Annotated in this window: 17 protein-coding genes and 1 tRNA gene; 8 read left to right on the top strand and 10 right to left on the bottom strand. The window is 72.6% G+C overall.

Going from position 1 to position 16408, the window contains the following annotated elements:
- The first annotated feature begins 69 nt into the window (after positions 1–69).
- Entirely contained in the window at positions 70–1422 is a 1353-nt protein-coding gene (gabT, locus tag NUV38_RS13175; RefSeq protein WP_257729563.1) for a 4-aminobutyrate--2-oxoglutarate transaminase, read from the top strand.
- On the top strand, positions 1419–2888 hold the full coding sequence (locus NUV38_RS13170; protein ID WP_257729562.1) for an NAD-dependent succinate-semialdehyde dehydrogenase: 1470 nt from the start codon (positions 1419–1421) through the stop codon (positions 2886–2888). Before gabT ends, NUV38_RS13170 begins: the two co-directional genes overlap by 4 nt.
- A gap of 15 nt (positions 2889–2903) precedes the next feature.
- Here NUV38_RS13170 and NUV38_RS13165 read toward each other — a convergent pair whose 3' ends face one another.
- Positions 2904–3920, bottom strand: a complete 1017-nt coding sequence (locus NUV38_RS13165) for a LacI family DNA-binding transcriptional regulator (RefSeq protein WP_257729561.1) — start codon at positions 3918–3920, stop codon at positions 2904–2906.
- Between the two features lie 263 nt (positions 3921–4183).
- Here NUV38_RS13165 and NUV38_RS13160 point away from each other — a divergent pair, with 263 nt between their 5' ends.
- A complete protein-coding gene (locus NUV38_RS13160; protein WP_257729560.1) occupies positions 4184–5449 on the top strand; it encodes an Nramp family divalent metal transporter in 1266 nt (421 codons plus the stop codon).
- A 202-nt stretch (positions 5450–5651) separates the two neighbouring features.
- Positions 5652–6566, top strand: coding sequence for a dihydrodipicolinate synthase family protein (locus NUV38_RS13155; protein ID WP_257729559.1), 915 nt, complete (start codon positions 5652–5654; stop codon positions 6564–6566).
- 250 nt (positions 6567–6816) lie between these two features.
- On the opposite strand, the gene NUV38_RS13150 is transcribed toward NUV38_RS13155, so the two are convergent.
- A tRNA-Tyr gene (locus tag NUV38_RS13150) sits at positions 6817–6898 on the bottom strand.
- Positions 6899–7025: 127 nt separating this feature from the next.
- Between NUV38_RS13150 and NUV38_RS13145 the strand changes: the two genes are divergently transcribed.
- The 3 genes from NUV38_RS13145 to NUV38_RS13135 all read left to right on the top strand — a co-directional run bounded on the left by NUV38_RS13145 (position 7026) and on the right by NUV38_RS13135 (position 8535).
- Positions 7026–7418, top strand: a complete 393-nt coding sequence (locus NUV38_RS13145) for a helix-turn-helix transcriptional regulator (protein ID WP_257729558.1) — start codon at positions 7026–7028, stop codon at positions 7416–7418.
- 1 nt (position 7419) lies between these two features.
- Positions 7420–7905 carry an SRPBCC domain-containing protein gene (locus NUV38_RS13140; protein ID WP_257729557.1) on the top strand — a complete coding sequence of 162 codons (486 nt, stop codon included), beginning with the start codon at positions 7420–7422 and terminating at the stop codon, positions 7903–7905.
- Between the two features lie 138 nt (positions 7906–8043).
- Positions 8044–8535, top strand: a complete 492-nt coding sequence (locus tag NUV38_RS13135) for a YajQ family cyclic di-GMP-binding protein (protein ID WP_055964084.1) — start codon at positions 8044–8046, stop codon at positions 8533–8535.
- 18 nt (positions 8536–8553) lie between these two features.
- Here NUV38_RS13135 and NUV38_RS13130 read toward each other — a convergent pair whose 3' ends face one another.
- The 4 genes from NUV38_RS13130 to NUV38_RS13115 form a co-directional block, all read right to left on the bottom strand.
- The gene (locus NUV38_RS13130; RefSeq protein WP_257729556.1) at positions 8554–8925 is read right to left on the bottom strand and encodes a hypothetical protein; all 372 of its coding nucleotides are present in this window, start codon (positions 8923–8925) and stop codon (positions 8554–8556) included.
- Between the two features lie 116 nt (positions 8926–9041).
- A complete protein-coding gene (locus NUV38_RS13125; RefSeq protein ID WP_257729555.1) occupies positions 9042–9422 on the bottom strand; it encodes a hypothetical protein in 381 nt (126 codons plus the stop codon).
- A gap of 82 nt (positions 9423–9504) precedes the next feature.
- Entirely contained in the window at positions 9505–10245 is a 741-nt protein-coding gene (locus tag NUV38_RS13120) for a TIGR02206 family membrane protein (RefSeq protein WP_257729554.1), read from the bottom strand.
- A 17-nt stretch (positions 10246–10262) separates the two neighbouring features.
- Positions 10263–10850 (bottom strand): bifunctional 2-polyprenyl-6-hydroxyphenol methylase/3-demethylubiquinol 3-O-methyltransferase UbiG, encoded by a 588-nt coding sequence (locus NUV38_RS13115; protein ID WP_257729553.1) that lies wholly within the window; start codon positions 10848–10850, stop codon positions 10263–10265.
- A gap of 93 nt (positions 10851–10943) precedes the next feature.
- On the opposite strand from NUV38_RS13115, the gene rarD reads away from it, so the two are divergent.
- On the top strand, positions 10944–11885 hold the full coding sequence (rarD, locus tag NUV38_RS13110) for an EamA family transporter RarD (RefSeq protein ID WP_257729552.1): 942 nt from the start codon (positions 10944–10946) through the stop codon (positions 11883–11885).
- Between the two features lie 9 nt (positions 11886–11894).
- Here rarD and NUV38_RS13105 read toward each other — a convergent pair whose 3' ends face one another.
- From NUV38_RS13105 to NUV38_RS13090, 4 genes are read right to left on the bottom strand one after another with little or no spacing between them, the layout of a single operon-like run.
- Positions 11895–12713: a GntR family transcriptional regulator gene (locus tag NUV38_RS13105; protein ID WP_257729551.1), complete on the bottom strand. Its 819-nt coding sequence runs from the start codon at positions 12711–12713 to the stop codon at positions 11895–11897.
- A gap of 45 nt (positions 12714–12758) precedes the next feature.
- Positions 12759–13799 (bottom strand): 4-hydroxythreonine-4-phosphate dehydrogenase PdxA, encoded by a 1041-nt coding sequence (gene pdxA, locus NUV38_RS13100; RefSeq protein ID WP_257729550.1) that lies wholly within the window; start codon positions 13797–13799, stop codon positions 12759–12761.
- Complete coding sequence (locus tag NUV38_RS13095; RefSeq protein WP_257729549.1) at positions 13796–15052, bottom strand: four-carbon acid sugar kinase family protein; 1257 nt, start codon at positions 15050–15052, stop codon at positions 13796–13798. The genes pdxA and NUV38_RS13095 overlap by 4 nt, the downstream gene beginning before the upstream one ends.
- A complete protein-coding gene (locus tag NUV38_RS13090) occupies positions 15049–16071 on the bottom strand; it encodes a 2-keto-3-deoxygluconate permease (RefSeq protein WP_257729548.1) in 1023 nt (340 codons plus the stop codon). The genes NUV38_RS13095 and NUV38_RS13090 overlap by 4 nt, the downstream gene beginning before the upstream one ends.
- Between the last annotated feature and the right edge of the window lie 337 nt (positions 16072–16408).

The following is a 16408-nucleotide window of genomic DNA, read 5'->3' as shown; positions in this document are numbered from 1 at the left end:
TATCGGCATTGGACGGCATGGGGTGACCGGCACGAGACTGGCGTGGTCACCGCGCCCCAGGAGGAACCCATGTCCGTGCGACCGCCCGTCGTCCAGAAGCGCCACCTGGCCACCGAGCTGCCCGGACCGCGCTCGCGCGAGCTGATGGCCCGCAAGCACGCCGCCGTCGCCGCCGGCGTGGGCACGACCATGCCGGTCTTCGCCGTCGAGGCCGGGGGCGGCATCGTCGTGGACGTCGACGGCAACAGCCTCATCGACCTGGGGTCCGGCATCGCCGTCACCACGGTCGGCAACAGTGCGCCGCGCGTCGTGGCGGCCGTGCAGGACCAGGTCGCCGCCTTCACCCACACCTGCTTCATGGTCACGCCCTACGAGGGCTACGTGGCCGTCGCGGAGGCGCTCAACCGGCTCACGCCGGGCGACCACGACAAGCGCACCGCCCTGTTCAACTCCGGCGCCGAGGCCGTCGAGAACGCCGTCAAGATCGCCCGCGCCCACACGAAGCGGCAGGCCGTCGTCGTGTTCGACCACGCCTACCACGGCCGCACGAACCTCACGATGGCCATGACCGCGAAGTCGATGCCCTACAAGCACGGCTTCGGCCCGTTCGCCTCCGAGGTCTACCGCGCCCCGCTCTCCTACCCGTTCCGCGACGGCGACCTCGACGGCGCGACCGCGGCCGCCCGCGCACTCGACGTGGTCGAGAAGCAGGTGGGGGCGGCCAACCTCGCCGCGATCGTCATCGAGCCCGTGCAGGGCGAGGGCGGCTTCATCGAGCCGGCGTCGGGCTTCCTCCCGGCCCTGGCCGCGTGGTGCCGGGCCAACGACGTGGTGTTCGTGGCCGACGAGGTCCAGACCGGCTTCGCCCGCACCGGCGACCTGTTCGCCTGCGACCACGAGGGCGTGGTGCCCGACCTGATCGTCACCGCCAAGGGCATCGCCGGCGGCCTGCCGCTGTCGGCCGTGACGGGCCGCGCCGAGATCATGGACGCCGCGCACGTCGCGGGGCTCGGCGGCACCTACGGCGGCAACCCGCTGGCCTGTGCCGCGGCACTGGCTGCAATCGAGACCATCGAGGCCGAGGGACTCGTCGAGCGGGCCCGCGAGGTCGGGACGCTCATGACGGAGCGGCTTCGAGCCCTGCAGGCACGCGACGACCGGCTCGGCGACGTGCGCGGACGCGGCGCGATGATCGCCGTCGAGCTGGTGAGGCCGGGCACGACCGACCCCGACCCCGACCTCGCGAAGGCCGTGGCGTCGGCGGCCCACGCCGAGGGCGTCATCGTGCTGACCTGCGGCACCTACGGCAACGTGCTGCGCTTCCTCCCGCCGCTGGCCATCGGCGACGACCTGCTCGGCGAGGGCCTGGACGTCCTGGAGGCAGCCTTCGCCGCTGCAGCGCGGTCCGAGGCGACCCGATGACCGTGCAGGTCGCGTCTGCCCACGCCGAGGCCCTCGACCCGACCCGTGGGGTACTCGTGGGTGGAGTCTGGCGGGCCGGGGGCTCAGGGTCCTTCGACGTCGTCGACCCGGCCGACCTCTCGGTCGTCGCCCAGGTGTCCGACGGCGACCTGGGCGACGCCACCGCGGCCGTCGACGCCGCGGCCGAGGCATTCACCTCGTGGCGTCGCACGTCGCCGCGCGAGCGGTCGGTGGTGCTGCACCGGGCGTTCGAGCTGATGATCCGCGACACCGACCGGCTGGCCGACCTCATCGTCAGCGAGAACGGCAAGTCCGTCACCGACGCGCGGGGCGAGGTCGTGTACGCCGCGGAGTTCTTCCGCTGGTTCGCCGAGGAGGCGGTGCGCCCGCACGGCGACTACGGCTCCTCCCCCGCCGGTGGCACGCGCACGATCGTGACGCACCGACCCGTCGGCGTGGCCGCGCTCGTGACGCCGTGGAACTTCCCGGCCGCGATGGCCACGCGCAAGATCGCGCCGGCCCTCGCGGCCGGCTGCACGGTGGTGCTGAAGCCCGCCGCCGAGACGCCGCTGACGGCTCTGGCCGTCGCCCGGCTGCTGACCGAGGCCGGCGTGCCCGACGGGGTCGTGAACGTGGTGCCGACGACCGACGCCGCCGGGGTCGTGGGCCACTGGCTCGCCGACCCGCGGGTCCGCAAGATCTCGTTCACCGGGTCCACCCGCGTCGGCTCGATCCTGTTGGGCCAGGCCGCCGAGCGCGTCGTGAACGCGTCGATGGAGCTGGGCGGCAACGCCCCGTTCGTCGTGGCGGACGACGCCGACGTCGACGCGGCCGTGGCCGGCGCGATGGTCGCGAAATTCCGCGGTGGCGGCCAGGCGTGCACGGCGGCAAACCGCTTCTACGTGCACGCCGACGTCGTGGACGCGTTCGTCGAGCGCCTCGGCGCCGAGGTCGAGCGGCTGTCCGTCGGCCCGGCACGTAGCGGCGCCGCGGTCGGTCCCCTCATCTCCGCCACGGCGGTCGAGACCCTGGCCCGCGTGGTGGACGAGGCGGTGCAGGCCGGTGCGCGCATCAGCCACCGCGCCGAGCTGCCCGACGCGCCCGGCCACTTCTTCGCACCCACCGTGCTGGTGGACGTCCCGGCCGAGGCCACGATCCTCGACCACGAGCTGTTCGGCCCGGTGGCCCCGATCGTCACCTGGCACGACGACGCCGAGCTGCTCCGGCTCGTGAACGCGAGCGAGATGGGCCTGGCCGCGTACGTCTTCTCGCGCGACCTGCAGCGCGCGATCCGGCTCGGGGAGGCCTTCGACGCCGGCATGGTGGGCGTCAACCGCGGCCTCGTCTCCGACCCGTCGGCCCCGTTCGGCGGCGTCAAGCAGAGCGGACTGGGCCGCGAAGGCGCCCGCGAGGGCCTCGAGGAGTACACCGAGACGCAGTACCTCAGCGTCGACTGGCCCGCCTGACGTCGCGCGCTTTCGTCAGCGCGGGGGACGCGCCGACGTGCTGCGCGGGATGAGCGTGGGCGCGACGGCCACGTGGCGCGGCGGCACGCCGGCGCGGGCCTCGTCGAGCAGCTCGAGCGCGGCGGCGGCGACCTGGTCGAACGGCACGCGCACCGTCGTGAGCGGACGGGGCAGGCGGGCCGAGACCGGGACGTCGTTGTAGCCCACCACGGAGAGGTCGTCGGGCACGGAGAGCCCGAGCGCCTGGGCGGCAGCGAGCACCCCGATGGCCGTGTTGTCGTTGACCGCGAACACCGCGGTCGGCCGGTCGTCCGCCGCGAGCACCTCGCGCGCGACCAGCTCGCCGGACTCCATGCTGAACGCCGACTCGTGCACCAGGTCGTCGACGTCCGCCACGCCGGCCTCGGCCATCGCGCGCCGGAAGCCCGTCTGACGGCCGACCGCGCTCGACGCGAACGAGGGCCCGGCCACCAGGGCGATGCGGCGGTGACCGAGGTCGAGCAGGTGCCGGGTGGCGAGGTAGCCACCGAGCTCGTCGTCACCGGTGGCCGACGGAGTGGTTCCGTCGGAGCGCAGCGCCAGCACCACCGGCACCCCGTGCCCACGCAGCCCCGACGTCACCTCGTCGTCGAGGCGCGCCGTCGTGAGCACCAGACCGTCGATCCGCTGGTCGAGGAGCTGCTCGACGGCCTCGGCCTCGGCCGCCGGGTCGTCGTCGGTCGTGGCGACGATGGCGAACTGACCGCGGCGGGCGCACGCCGCAGCCAGCTGCTCGAAGGTCATGGCCATCACCGTGTCGGTGAGCCGTGGCACCAGCACGCCGATGGTGCGGGTCTGCTGGCGTCGCAGCGCGGAGGCGAAGCGGTCGCGTCGGTAGCCCAGCCGTCGCGCGGCCTCACGGACGCGCTCCGCGGCCGGACTGCTCGACGGCGGCAGCCGCTCGTCGAGCACGCGCGAGACGGTCGACTTCGAGACGCCCGCCTCGCGGGCGACGTCGAGGATCGTGGGGGGACGCACGGGCGTCTCGGTCACCGCTGTCCTCCTCTGGTCGACGAGCCGGGTGCTGGCCAGCATAGGCGCAGCCGGTGCTCGCACCCAGCTGCGCGCCCCCGAAGACGCTCGCCCGAAACGGTTGACAGCGTGGTCCCGGTCACACACGATGGGAACGTTCCCGTGAACGTTGTCACACTCTCAGCCACGCCCCGACGACGTCCGTCCACCACGAGGACCCCGCCCGGACCGACCGGACGGACACACGGATGAGCCCTCCGTGGGATAGACAGAGAAGGACGACCATGACAGACACCGCCCCCGCCCCCGCCGACCAGGCGGGCCCCGCCTCGGACCGATCCCGCCGCTCGCGCCGCGGGCTCGCCGCGACGCTCGCCCTCATGGGACCCAGCTTCATCGCCGGGGCCTGGCAGTTCGGACCCGGCAACCTCGCGTCGGCCGTGCAGGCCGGCAGCGCCCACGGGTACGCCCTCATCTGGGTCATCGCCGTCTCGACCCTCCTCATGATCGTCTTCACCGACATGAGCGTGCGCCTGGCCATCGTCTCCCCCGGCTCGCTCGTGCAGACGATCAAGGACCGACTCGGCCGCCCCGTCGGGACGGCCGCCGGCATCGGCGTCTTCCTCATCAGCCTCTGCTTCTCCGTCGGCAACGCCGTCGGGTCGGGCCTGGGCTTCTCCATGCTGTTCGGGGGCTCCCCCACGCTCTGGACCATCGGCTGCACCGTCGTCGTCGGGGCGGTGGCCTGGGCGCCCAACTACTACAAGCTCTTCGAGCGCGCCGTGCTCGGGCTGGTCGTGCTGATGGGGATCGGCTTCGTGCTCGGCGCCTTCCTGTCCAAGCCCGACTGGGTCGCCGCGGCCGACGGCCTCTTCCCGACCGTCCCCTCCGACGCGGGCCTGCTGATCATCGCCCTCGTGGGCACCAACTTCTCGATCAACGCCGCGTTCTTCACCGGGTACGCCTCGCGCGAGCGGGGCCTGAAGGCCGCGGACTACCGCACGACGACGATCGCGGACACGATCCCCGGCATCCTGGCGCCCGGCATCATGACGGCCCTCGTCATCGTCACCGCGGCCGCCGCGCTGCAGAACACCGGCACCGGCGCCGCCACCTTCCCCGAGCTGGCGAACGTCCTGCGCCCTGTGGCGGGCGACCTCGGCGCCACGCTGTTCGGGCTCGGCTTCTCCGCCGCTGCGTTCTCGTCGATGGTCGCCAACGCGACAGCCGGCGGCACGCTGCTCTCCGACGGCCTCGGACGCGGCAACACGATGGACCGGGTGAGCGTCAAGCTCGGCATGTTCGCGGTCCTGGCCTTCGGGCTCGCGGTCACGCTCGTCTCGAACGGCTCCCCCGTGGAGCTGATCATCACGGCACAGGCCCTCACGGTGATCGTCGCACCGCTGCTCGGCCTGCTGCTGTTCGTCATGACCACGCGCCGCGACCTGATGGGTCGCTACGCGAACCGGTGGTGGCAGAACGCGCTCGGGGTGGTGGGACTCGTGGCGATCTTCGCCCTCTGCTACCGACTGCTCACGATCGTTCTCTGACCCGCCGCACAGCACGCCGACGTCGGCCCCGTTCCTTCTCGAGGAGCGGGGCCGACGGCGTTGGCGGAGGCCGTCCCGATCGATCTCGTGTCGGGCTCCGCTCGGCCCTTGACACGGTGACCCGCGTCACGCACACTCGATATGGGAACGTTCCCGCGAACGTTCCGTAACCACCGACCGACCCGCTCGAAGAGGACCCACCATGACGCTCGACCTCCGCGGCCTCACCCCGGCCCCCGTCACCCCGTTCACCCGCGACCTCGAGGTCGACTACGACGCCGTGGCGTCGCTGACCCGCTGGTACGCCTCCATCCCCGGCATCACCGGCCTGGTCTACCTCGGCCACGCGGGCGAGGGCACCTACCTGACCCAGGAGGAGCAGGTCAAGGTCATCGAGGTGGCCGTCGAGAACGCGGGCGACGTGCCGGTCATCGCCGGCATCACCGGCGAGGGCGACAAGGTCGCTGGCCTCGAGGCCAAGCGCGCCGTCGACGCCGGTGCCAGCGCCGGACTCCTGTACCCCTCGCACGGCTGGCTCCGGTTCGGCTACCAGCAGGGCGCACCGCAGGAGCGCTACCGCATCGTGCACGAGGAGTCGGGCCTGCCGCTCATCCTGTTCCAGTACCCCGATGCCACCAAGGCCTCCTACGACCTGCAGACCCAGCTCGAGATCGGCGCGCAGCCCGGCGTCTTCGCGACGAAGAACGGCGTGCGCAACATGCGCCGGTGGGACACCGAGATCCCCGTCCTGCGCCAGGAGCTGCCCGACCTGCAGATCCTCTCCTGCCACGACGAGTACCTGCTGCACACGATGTTCGACGTCGACGGCCTGCTCGTCGGCTACGGAGGAATCGCGCCCGAGCTGCTGGTCGAGCTCATCGCCGCCGGCAAGGCGCACGACTACCCCGCGGCCCGCGCTATCCACGACGCCCTGCTCCCGGTGACGAAGAACGTCTACCACCGCGGTTCGCACATGGAGGGCACCGTGGCGCTGAAGCTGGCCCTCGTGGAGCGCGGCAAGCTCGAGCACGCCGCCGTCCGTCCGCCGCTGCTCGACCTCGCCCCCGAGGCGCAGGGCGAGATCAGCCTGGCCCTCAAGCAGGCCGGGATCATCTGATCCCTCCCCCGCGACCCGGTGGCTCCCGGCGTCGTGCCCCGACCCGCCGTGTGGACACGCGGGGCTCGGACCCACCTGACGGGTCCGGCACGGGGCACGACCCTGGGAGCCACCGGGCCGACCGTGCCGCACACGACCTCGCCCCCGACCACGATGGTCGGGGGCGAGGTCGTCTCCGCACCGACGACGACGGGCCCCGCCGGGCTCTCGCCCGACGAGGCCCGTCGGTTCCAGCGACTCTTTCACGCTGTGGCAGGTGCAGGATTCGAACCTGCGAAGGCAATGCCGGCTGATTTACAGTCAGCTCCCTTTGGCCGCTCGGGCAACCTGCCAGGGATGCCGCCCGCCGAGACGGGCAACGACGAGAAACCATACCGCAGAGGGGCCTGCGGGACCCAACCGCATCCGCGCCGGCGTAGGGGTTGACAACCTACAACCATTTAGTTGTAGATTGTGGCCATGAGTGATCACCAGGACGACGACCGGGCCGACGCCCTGTTCGGCGCCCTGGCCGACCGGACCCGGCGCGACATCCTGCGTCGCGTGCTGGCCGGGGAGCACTCCGTGAGCCGGCTCGCCGAGCACTACCCGATGAGCTTCGCCGCCGTGCAGAAGCACGTCGCGGTGCTCGAACGGGCCGGCCTGGTCACCAAGCGCCGGGTCGGCCGCGAGGCCCTCGCGAGCGGGGACGTCGAGGCCGTGCGGTCCGTCGCCTCGATGCTCGGCGAGATCGAGGCCGTGTGGCGCGGACGCGTCGCCCGGATCGACGACCTGCTCGCCGACCCCGCCGCACCACCTGCCACACCGTCCGAGCAGCACGACACCACCACCCACACCACCCAGGAGAAGTGACATGCCCGTCATCGACGTCCAGAAGGACCTGGACCAGCGCACCATCACCATCACCGCCGAGTTCGCCGCTCCCGTCGAGCGCGTGTTCGGCATCTACGCCGACCCCCGCCAGCTGGAGAAGATCTGGGGGCCGCCCACCCACCCGGCGACGTTCGTCGACCACGACCTCACGCCCGGCAGCCGCATCACCTACTACATGACCGGCCCGGAGGGCGAGAAGTACGGCGGCTACTGGGACGTGGTCTCCGTCGACGCGCCGCACGGCTTCGAGGTGCGGGACGGGTTCGCCGACGAGGACCTGAACCCCGTCGAGAGCATGCCGTCCTCGACCAACAGCTTCCGCTTCGAGCCGGTCGACGGGGGCACCCGCGCCACCTACGTCTCGACCTACCCCTCGGCCGAGGCCCTGCAGCAGGTGCTCGACATGGGCGTCGAGGAGGGTGCGCGAGCCGCCATGGGCCAGATCGACGACTTCCTGGCGGCCTGACCCGGCAGGTGCCGGGGCTGCGTCACGGCCTGGGGCGGCAGACGGCACGGCGGGCGCTCGAGGCGAGCGCCTAGTCTGAGGGGCGGGACCCGCAGGTCCCGCCCCTTCGCCGTCCCAGCCAGCACAGGAGAGAGAACAGTGGCCGACTCCTCGTTCGACATCGTCAGCAAGCTCGACCGTCAGGAGGCCGACAACGCCCTCAACCAGGCGATGAAGGAGATCTCCACCCGGTACGACTTCAAGAACACCGGCGCCCTGCTGGAGTGGAAGGGCGAGGAGGGCATCGAGATCACCGCGAACGCCGACGAGCGCGCCCTCGCCGTGCTCGACGTGTTCAAGGAGAAGCTCGTCAAGCGGGGCATCAGCCTCAAGGCCCTCGAGACCGGCGACCCGCGCCAGAGCGGCAAGGACGTCAAGATCAACGGCACGTTCAGCCAGGGCATCAGCACCGAGCAGGCCAAGAAGGTCTCCAAGCTCATCCGCGACGAGGGGCCCAAGGGCGTGAAGGTCCAGATCCAGGGCGACGAGCTGCGCGTCACCAGCAAGAAGCGCGACGACCTGCAGGAGGTCATCGCGCTGCTGAAGGGCGCCGACCTCGACTTCGCGGTGCAGTTCGTCAACTACCGCTGACGCGCGGCGTGCGGGGGCTCAGGCCACCGCCTCCCAGAGCCACGCGGCACTGACCGTGGCCCCGACGCCGAGCACGACGAGCAGCGCCACGGCGAGCAGCAAGCAGCCGATGACCCCGAGGAAGCTCCCGTCACCGAGGTCGACGACCTCAGAGTCCGGCCACTCATCCTGCAGAGGATGACGGGAGAGGCGGGCATTGGCGTGCGCCAGGTCGCAGAACAGCAAGACCTGTTCTCGGCGGAAGAGCCGCTCCTCGCCCCGGTCGAGCAGCTCGGAGCGTCCCACGACGAGCTTGATCGCCTGCTCCCCGTCGGCGTCGACCTCTCGACCGCAGTGAAAGCACTGACGTTCACGATCGATCGGCTCGGTCGGTGTCTCGGGCGTCGCCATGCGGGCGACCCTAGCGGCGAGCGACGCCGAGCTCCCAGCCATTTCTCGCGTGCAGCGGCGCAGCGCCACTCCGGACGCGGTCCGGCGGGCTAGCGACGCCCGGGTCGCGGAGCGGGTCAGCGGTCGACGCGGACCACCGACATGTCCTCGGCGATCTCGACGCTGACGTCGTCGTCGTTGCCGAGGTCGACCTCGACCTCGTAGGCGTGGTCGCGGTCGTCGCTGTACTCGACGTCGGTGACCCGACCCTGGCCGACCTCGTCGAGGGCGACCTTCTCGAGCTGGCCCCGCAGCTCGGCGTCGGTCACGTCGTCGCCGTCGCCACCGTCCGTGGAGCCGGCCGACGGGCTCTGCGACGTCGGCGCACTCTCGGTGGAGGACTGCGCGGACGAGGTGGCGGCGGGGACGACGTCGTCATCGCCGGAGCCGCAGGCGCTCACGCCGAGCGCGAGGACGAGGGCCGTGGCGGAGGCGGCGAGCAGGCGGGTGGTCTTCATGGGATTCTCCTCGGGGGCTTGGTGTGGTCCCCATGCAAGGCCCCGTGCGTGAGAGCGGCATGACGCGACGGTGAGAGGCTTCTCATGCAGGGCGCGGGGCGCCGGCGCGGGTGTCCGCGCGAGCGCGCGTCCACGGCCAGACCAGCAGCGCCCAGACGCCGGCGACCACCGCGATCTCGACCGCCACGTACCACGGCCATGCCGGGAGGACGTCGAGCAGCGAGGCGCGGCTCGGCTTGCCGTTGAGGTAGCCGTAGTTGGTGTCGGCGAGCGTGTTGTAGACCATGACCGACGCCGCCCACACGAGCGTGATCACGACCGTGCGGCGGTAGGTCGACCACGTCGGCAGCACGCCGAGCCCGAGGACGAGGTAGACCGCGGCCCACACGATGAGCAGGTGCATCGCCCAGAACATGACGAACCTCGGCTCGGGCCACGCCGAGGCGAGGTCGGGGGTGGCCATGCCCTGCGTCGTGAGGGTGAGTCCCCAGAGGTAGGTCACGGTCGACGTGAGACGAGAGCGCGTCCACAGGGCGTGCACCGCGAACATCCAGGCCAGGTCGCACAGCTGGAACGGCAGCGACGTGCGCGGGTTCCACTCCGCCGGCAGCAGCTGCAGGACCTGCAGGGGCACCGTGACCCCGACGATGCCGACGGCGAGGACGCGGCTCGTCATGGCCTCCCCCGCCGTTCCGCGCACCCGCCGTCCGAGCAGCACGATCGGCACCAGGCCGACGGCGAACAGCACGAGCACCGTCACGTGGCTGGTGTCGTAGGCCTGGAACTCCCCCGCTGCGAGCACGTCCCGTCCGTCGACCACCACGACCGCAGCGTAGACCGCTAGGCGGGCCGCCGGGCGATCGTCACGGCGAAGTCGGACGCCGGCGTGAGCGGACGTAGGTCCCACGTGGCGAACCGCTGCTCCATGGCGAGGCCGGCGGCGTCGAGGTCGGCGTCGAGGTCGGCCAGGCCGTAGTGCCAGTCGAGGCGGAAGCCGAGCACCAGCGCTCCGTCGTCGGTCACGTGGCGCGCGAGCCGCTCCACCACCCGCCGTTCGGTCCCCGGGGCCAGGAAGACCATCACGTTGCCGGCCGTGACCACGACGTCGAACGTCTCGCCGAGGTCGAGGTCGGCGAGGTCGGCGACGAGCCAGCGAGGTCCGGGGTGCGTGGCCTGCGCCTCGGCGACCAGCACCTCGTCGGCGTCGACGCCGGTGACGTCGTGGCCCCGCCGGTGCAGGGTCCCGCCGAGACGTCCCGCGCCGCACCCGGCGTCGAGCACCCGGGCGCCGCGCGGGCTGAGAGCGTCGACGAGGCGCGCCTCGCCCTCCAGGTCGGCACCCTCGGCCGCCAGCGCGCGGAACCGGTCGCGGTACCAGGTGGAGTGGTTCTCGTCGGTGTCGGTGAACCAGCGTGGCGTCGACGTCATGGACACCATCGTGGACGATCGCCCACACCCCTGCGCGTCCGACCGGACGGACCGTCGCATCGACCCGGACCGGACCGGGCCTACGCTCGGACGGTGACGCAGCAGGACACCCCCACCACGACGGCGCCTCGGGAGGGCAGCGGGCTCCCCTACGGCATCGGCGCGTACCTCTGCTGGGGCCTGTTCCCGCTGTACTGGCCGCTGCTCGAGCCGGCCGGACCGCTGGAGGTGCTGGCCCACCGCATCGTGTGGTCGCTCGTCTTCGTGCTGGTGCTCATCGCCGCGACCCGCCGCTGGGGACGCTTCCGCGACATCGCCCGTGACCGGACGCTCATGCTGTTCCTCGCGCTCGCGTCGGTCACGATCGCGCTCAACTGGGGCGGGTTCATCTGGGGCGTCACCAACGGGCACGTCATCGAGACGTCGCTCGGCTACTTCATCAACCCGCTGGTCACCGTGCTGCTCGGCGTGTTCGTGCTCAAGGAGACGCTGCGGCCCGCCCAGTGGGCCGCCGTGGGCATCGGGTTCGTGGCCGTCGTCGTGCTCACCGTGGACTACGGGCGCCTCCCGTGGATCGCCCTGCTGGTCGCCGGCTCGTTCGCGACCTACGGCTTCCTCAAGAAGCGGGCCTCGCTCGGGGCCTTCGAGGGACTCGGCATGGAGACGCTCATCCTCGCGCCCGTGGCCGTCGCGTTCCTGGTCGTCCTCCAGCTGCGCGGCGACCTGACCTTCGGCCACGCCGGTGCCGCGAACGCGACGCTCCTCGTCGGGACCGGAGTGGTCACGGCCATCCCGCTGCTCATGTTCGGCGCCGCCGCCACCCGGCTGTCGCTCACCACCATCGGGCTCCTGCAGTACCTCGGACCGTTCCTGCAGTTCCTGCTCGGCCTGTTCGTCTTCGACGAGGCGATGAGCACCGCACGCTGGATCGGCTTCGCCCTCGTGTGGTCGGCACTCGTGATCTTCACGATCGACGCGATCGGCAACCGACGCCGCATCCTGCGCCAGACCGCCGCCAACGCCGAGGCCTGCTGAGCACCGACCTCAGGCGTCGCGTGCGGCCCTCAGCTCCGCCGCGAGCTCCTCGGCCAGGGCGATGGCGCGGTCCAGCCGGCTCGGCGCCACCGCCGCGGCGTCGTCGTCGCCCACGGCCGTGTCCGGACGCGGGTGCAGCGCCAGGTCGAAGGCCACCAGGTCGGAGCGGTGCCAGGTGGAGAACACCTCGATCGGCAGCCCGTCCTGGTCGAGGCTCGAGCCCTCCAGCAGCAGCAGCGGCGACCCGGCCGGCACGTCCAACGCCGCGTCGAGCGGCGGCGCCGCCGCCACCGCACGCACCGTCCGCCGCCCGTCGAGCACCCGGCGTCCCGTGGCCGCCTGGACCGCACCGTGCAGCGAGCCGTCCACGAGGGCGGTGGGATCCAGGGCTGCCCCGACGTCGCGCGGGAGGTAGGTGCGGATGAACGCCACCACCTGGTCGTCGACGCTGCGCAGGCGCTCGAGCACGACCACCTCCTCGCCGAGGTGGTCGACGTGCTGGGGCGGGGCCGTCGACTCGAACCGCAGCACCGCGGTCCTCGTGCGGTTGCCGATCAGCTCCAGCTGGGACATCAGCCCCGAGGTGAGGTCGACGTCGCGGCGCAGCTCCGGGCGGGGCGCGACGATGGTGCCGCGGCCCCGGGCGCGCCGCACCAGGCCCTCGGCCTCGAGCGTGCCGAGGGCCTGGCGCACGACCGAACGGGAGACCGAGAACTGCTCCTGAAGAGCGCTCTCGCTGGGCAACAGGTCGCCGGGGGTGAGCTCACGGTCCTGGATGCGGCCACGCAGGTCGGCGGCGATGCGTGCGTGCAGCGGCGTCCTGGCCACGTTCCCTCCTCCTGCGCCGACCCTCACCCGTCCGGGCCTGGACCGTCAGACTAGTGCGCCCTCCGCCTCCTGGGCCGTGCGCCACACGTGGTCCCAGCCGGGCGCCAGGTCCGCGGCTCGCTCGGCCGCCAGCACGAGACTGGCCTCGCGAGCCACACCCTCACCGGCGATGTCGAACGCGGTCCCGTGGTCCACGGAGACCCGCACCACGGGCAGGCCGACGGTGATGTTGACGCCGTCGTCGCCGTAGACCGCCTTGAAGGGGGCGTGGCCCTGGTCGTGGTAGCAGACCACGACCAGGTTCCAGCGACCCTTGACCGCCTGCGGGATGAGTGCGTCCGCGGGCAACGGACCGTGCACGTCGAGCCCGGCGGCGCGGGCCCGCTCGACCGCGGGCGCCAGGACGTCGGCGTCCTCGTCGCCGAAGATCCGGTTCTCCCCGGCGTGCGGGTTGAGTCCCGCGACGCCGATCCGCTCCCGCGGACGCCCGAGCGCCTTCGTGAAGGCGCCCACGAGCTTCAGCACGGCGTCGGTGCGCTGGGGCGTCACGTCCTCGATGGCGCGGCGCAGCGACACGTGCGTCGTGAGATGGAAGAAGTAGAGGTCGCCGGCCGACAGCACGAGCGAGAAGTTCTTCACCCCGAACTCGTGCGCGAGCAGCTCCGTGTGGCCCGGGAACTGGTGTCCCGCGGCGTGCATCGCGGCCTTGTTCAGCGGGGCGGTGACGATGCCCTGGACCTTGCCCTGCTTGGCGAGGTCGACGGCGGTCACGACGTAGCGGTGCGACCCGTCGCCGGCGTCCGGGTGGATCTCGCCGAACGGGACGTGGGCGAGGGAGGGTCCGGACTGGACCACCTCCACGAGGCCGGGATCGTTCGTCGCGTCGGCGACGTCGTCGAGCACCCGCACGACCGCCGGGTCGGCGCCGATGGTCTCGCAGCCGCGGCGCATCGCGTCGGCGTCCCCGACGACGACGGGCACGCAGCGCTCGCGCAGGTCGGGGTGGTGCAGGAGGGTCCGCGCGGTGATCTCCGGGCCGATCCCGGCGACGTCGCCGAGGGTGAGGGCGAGGGTGGGCCTGGTCATCGTGACTCCGATCCGATGGGGCTGCGCAGGGTGCGCAGCACGGTGGTGAGGGTGGTGTCGTCGCCGAAGCCGCCGGCCTTCGTGACGACCGGCAGACCGTCGCAGGGCCCCCCGGCGATCCGGCCGTGCGGGACGCCCTCGGCGAGGCGGCCGTGGATCTCGATGCCGTGGGCGCCGACCGCCCTGAGGAAGGCCTCGGCTCCGTCGCCGCCCACGAGGACGACGGCGTCGAACCACCGGTCGTCGAGTGCGTCACGGGGCGCCGTGAGCCACCGGGCGGCGTGGCCTGCGAGGGCCACGGCGAGCGCGGGGGCGACATCGACCCCGGCCCGCCCGTGCGGCGACAGCAGCACGGCGCTCCCCGAGCCGGGAGCGTCGAGCTCCTGCCCGCCGAGCAGGGCGTCGACCTGGGTCTCGACGAGCGTCACGTCGGCCTGGTCGTGCGCGAGGGCCGCGACCTGGCCGCGTGCCACGGCGTGGTGGGAGGACACGAGGAACAGCGGACGTCGAACCGCGGGTGCGGCGGCCTGTGGCGGCGCGTCCCCGCCCCACCAGCGAGCGGCGAGCGGTGCGGCCAGGCCGGCCGAGCCGGCCGGCACGGCCCGGGCGCCGAGCAGGTCGACCGCCTCGGCCAGGCGGACGAGGTCGTCGTCGGTCGTGGCGTCGACGGCCAGGACGTCACCCTGGTCACCGGCGGCGAGCAGGGCGTCGGCCCAGGCAGCGGCCGTGGGCCGGACCGCGACCGGCACCGCGCCCGGGACGATCTCGGCGACCGTGTCGACGCGTACCGGGGTGACGGGGTCACGACCGGCCGGCGAGGCCGAGACCGGCTCTCCGTGCACGAGCAGTCGACCGTCCTGCACGGTCCGACCCATGGCCGGGTAGGCGGGGCTGAGCACCACCACGGCGTCGGGCACCGTGCGCCGACGCACCGCGAGCGCCCCGGCGACCTGCGCGGGGACGGAGCCGCGCAGGGTCGAGTCGATCTTGAGGTACAGCCGGTCGGTGCCGTCGAGGGCCTCGGTCGAGATGGCCTCGGCCGTGGCGGCCAGCGCGTCGTCGGCACCCAGGGCGCGGGAGTCCGCGGAGACCGCCACCGTGGACCCGGGGGGCGCCGCGGACGCGGGCTCGCCCGGGCCGAACCGCAGCACCGTGCTCCAGCCGGCCCCGGCGAACTGCACGCCCGTGTCGCTGGCGCCCGTCAGGTCGTCGGCCACCACCAGGACGCGACGGACGCCGGGGTCGCGCGTCACAGGCGGACGTCCTCGTCCTCGAGCACGACGCCATCCTCGTCGACGACGGTGAGCCCGCCCTCACGCCGCAGCACCCAGGCCGCGAGCGTGGGGGCCACGACGGCGGTGACCAGCACCGCGGCGGCGACCTGCGCGGTCGCGGTCTCGACGTACGGCGCGAAGGTCGGGTCCGCGGCACCGACGATGGCCGGCGTGGCGATCGCGTTGCCAGCCGTCGTGCCGGCCGCGAAGCCGATCCCGCTCTTGGCTCCGCGGCGCAGGATCAGCTTGTAGCCGAGGTAGACGAACAACCCGGTGATCGGTGCGGCGATCACGCCGACGAGGAGGCCGGAGGCGCCACCTCGCACCACGTTGCCGAGATCGATGCCGGTGCCGAGCGCGAAGGCGAAGAACGGGATGACGATGCTGGGCGTCGGCCGCAGCACCTCGCGGAACTTCGGGTCGAGGTTGCCCACCAGCATGCCGAGCAGGAACGGCACGACGGCCGCCAGCAGCAGGGTGCCGGGGATGGACGCGAGGCCGGACACCCCGAGGAAGACCATGGACAGGAAGGGGCCGTCGTTGATGGCCGAGGCCATGTACGCCCCGCGGTCACGCTTGTCGCCGTAGCGTCCGGTGAACGCCAGCCAGAGGCCCCCGTTGGAGTTGTCGACGACCACCAGGAGGGCCAGGATCGACACGCCCGCGACGCCGTCGACACCGACGACCAGGCCGAGCGCGACCACCAGGGTCGCCGGGATGAGCGACTTGGTCAGCAGCAGGACGCCGGCATGGGCCAGCACGGGACCCGACGTCTTGGCCGTGATGTGCGTGCCGGTCGCGAAGATCAGCAGCGCGATGAGAGCGAGGGCGCTGTCACGGAACAGCGCCGTCGTGAAGCTGCCGATCTCCAGGGCGGGCATCGCGAACGTGCCCACGATCGAGCCGAGCACCAGGGGGATGAGCATGAGCCCGCCGGGGAGGCGGTTCATGAAGTCGTAGATCGGCACGATGGTGCGATCGGCTGCGGGGTTCGTCATGGGGGATCTCCGTGGAGCGTAGCAGGATACGTACGAGTTGTACGTACAGGTTGTACGTACTGTGACCCAGCACACCGCCCCGTGTCAAGGGCTCGCCCTCGCGCCCTCGCGCCGAGGCACCCGCAGGCACGACCCGACCGCGGGCGAAACCCCGCGCCCAGGGCACGACACCGCCGACCCCTGCACAGGTCGACGCGAGCGGTCGCCGACGTCCCGTGCCGGCGCAGCACGGCCGGGCGGCGCCCGACGGGTGGGCCTCAGGCGAGGCGGGTGGCGAGGGAGTCGCAGAGCGCCTCGAGGGCGCGGCGGGCCGGCACGTCGGGCAGGTCGGCCCTGT

Origin of the sequence: Aeromicrobium sp. 50.2.37, assembly GCF_024655735.1 — a bacterium.
Classification (GTDB): Bacteria; Actinomycetota; Actinomycetes; order Propionibacteriales; family Nocardioidaceae; genus Aeromicrobium.
The sequence above is the reverse complement of the archived record's forward strand: the minus strand, read 5'-3'. Positions and strand labels throughout refer to the sequence as shown.

Coding starts and splice junctions, on each gene's coding strand:
- NUV38_RS13130 (WP_257729556.1), bottom strand. CDS start 8,925: ATGGCGACGCCCGAGACACCGACCGAGCCGATCGATCGTGAACGTCAG.
- pdxA (WP_257729550.1), bottom strand. CDS start 13,799: ATGACCAGGCCCACCCTCGCCCTCACCCTCGGCGACGTCGCCGGGATC.
- NUV38_RS13160 (WP_257729560.1), top strand. CDS start 4,184: ATGACAGACACCGCCCCCGCCCCCGCCGACCAGGCGGGCCCCGCCTCG.
- NUV38_RS13140 (WP_257729557.1), top strand. CDS start 7,420: ATGCCCGTCATCGACGTCCAGAAGGACCTGGACCAGCGCACCATCACC.
- NUV38_RS13155 (WP_257729559.1), top strand. CDS start 5,652: ATGACGCTCGACCTCCGCGGCCTCACCCCGGCCCCCGTCACCCCGTTC.
- NUV38_RS13090 (WP_257729548.1), bottom strand. CDS start 16,071: ATGACGAACCCCGCAGCCGATCGCACCATCGTGCCGATCTACGACTTC.
- NUV38_RS13115 (WP_257729553.1), bottom strand. CDS start 10,850: ATGACGTCGACGCCACGCTGGTTCACCGACACCGACGAGAACCACTCC.
- NUV38_RS13170 (WP_257729562.1), top strand. CDS start 1,419: ATGACCGTGCAGGTCGCGTCTGCCCACGCCGAGGCCCTCGACCCGACC.
- NUV38_RS13125 (WP_257729555.1), bottom strand. CDS start 9,422: ATGAAGACCACCCGCCTGCTCGCCGCCTCCGCCACGGCCCTCGTCCTC.
- NUV38_RS13145 (WP_257729558.1), top strand. CDS start 7,026: ATGAGTGATCACCAGGACGACGACCGGGCCGACGCCCTGTTCGGCGCC.
- gabT (WP_257729563.1), top strand. CDS start 70: ATGTCCGTGCGACCGCCCGTCGTCCAGAAGCGCCACCTGGCCACCGAG.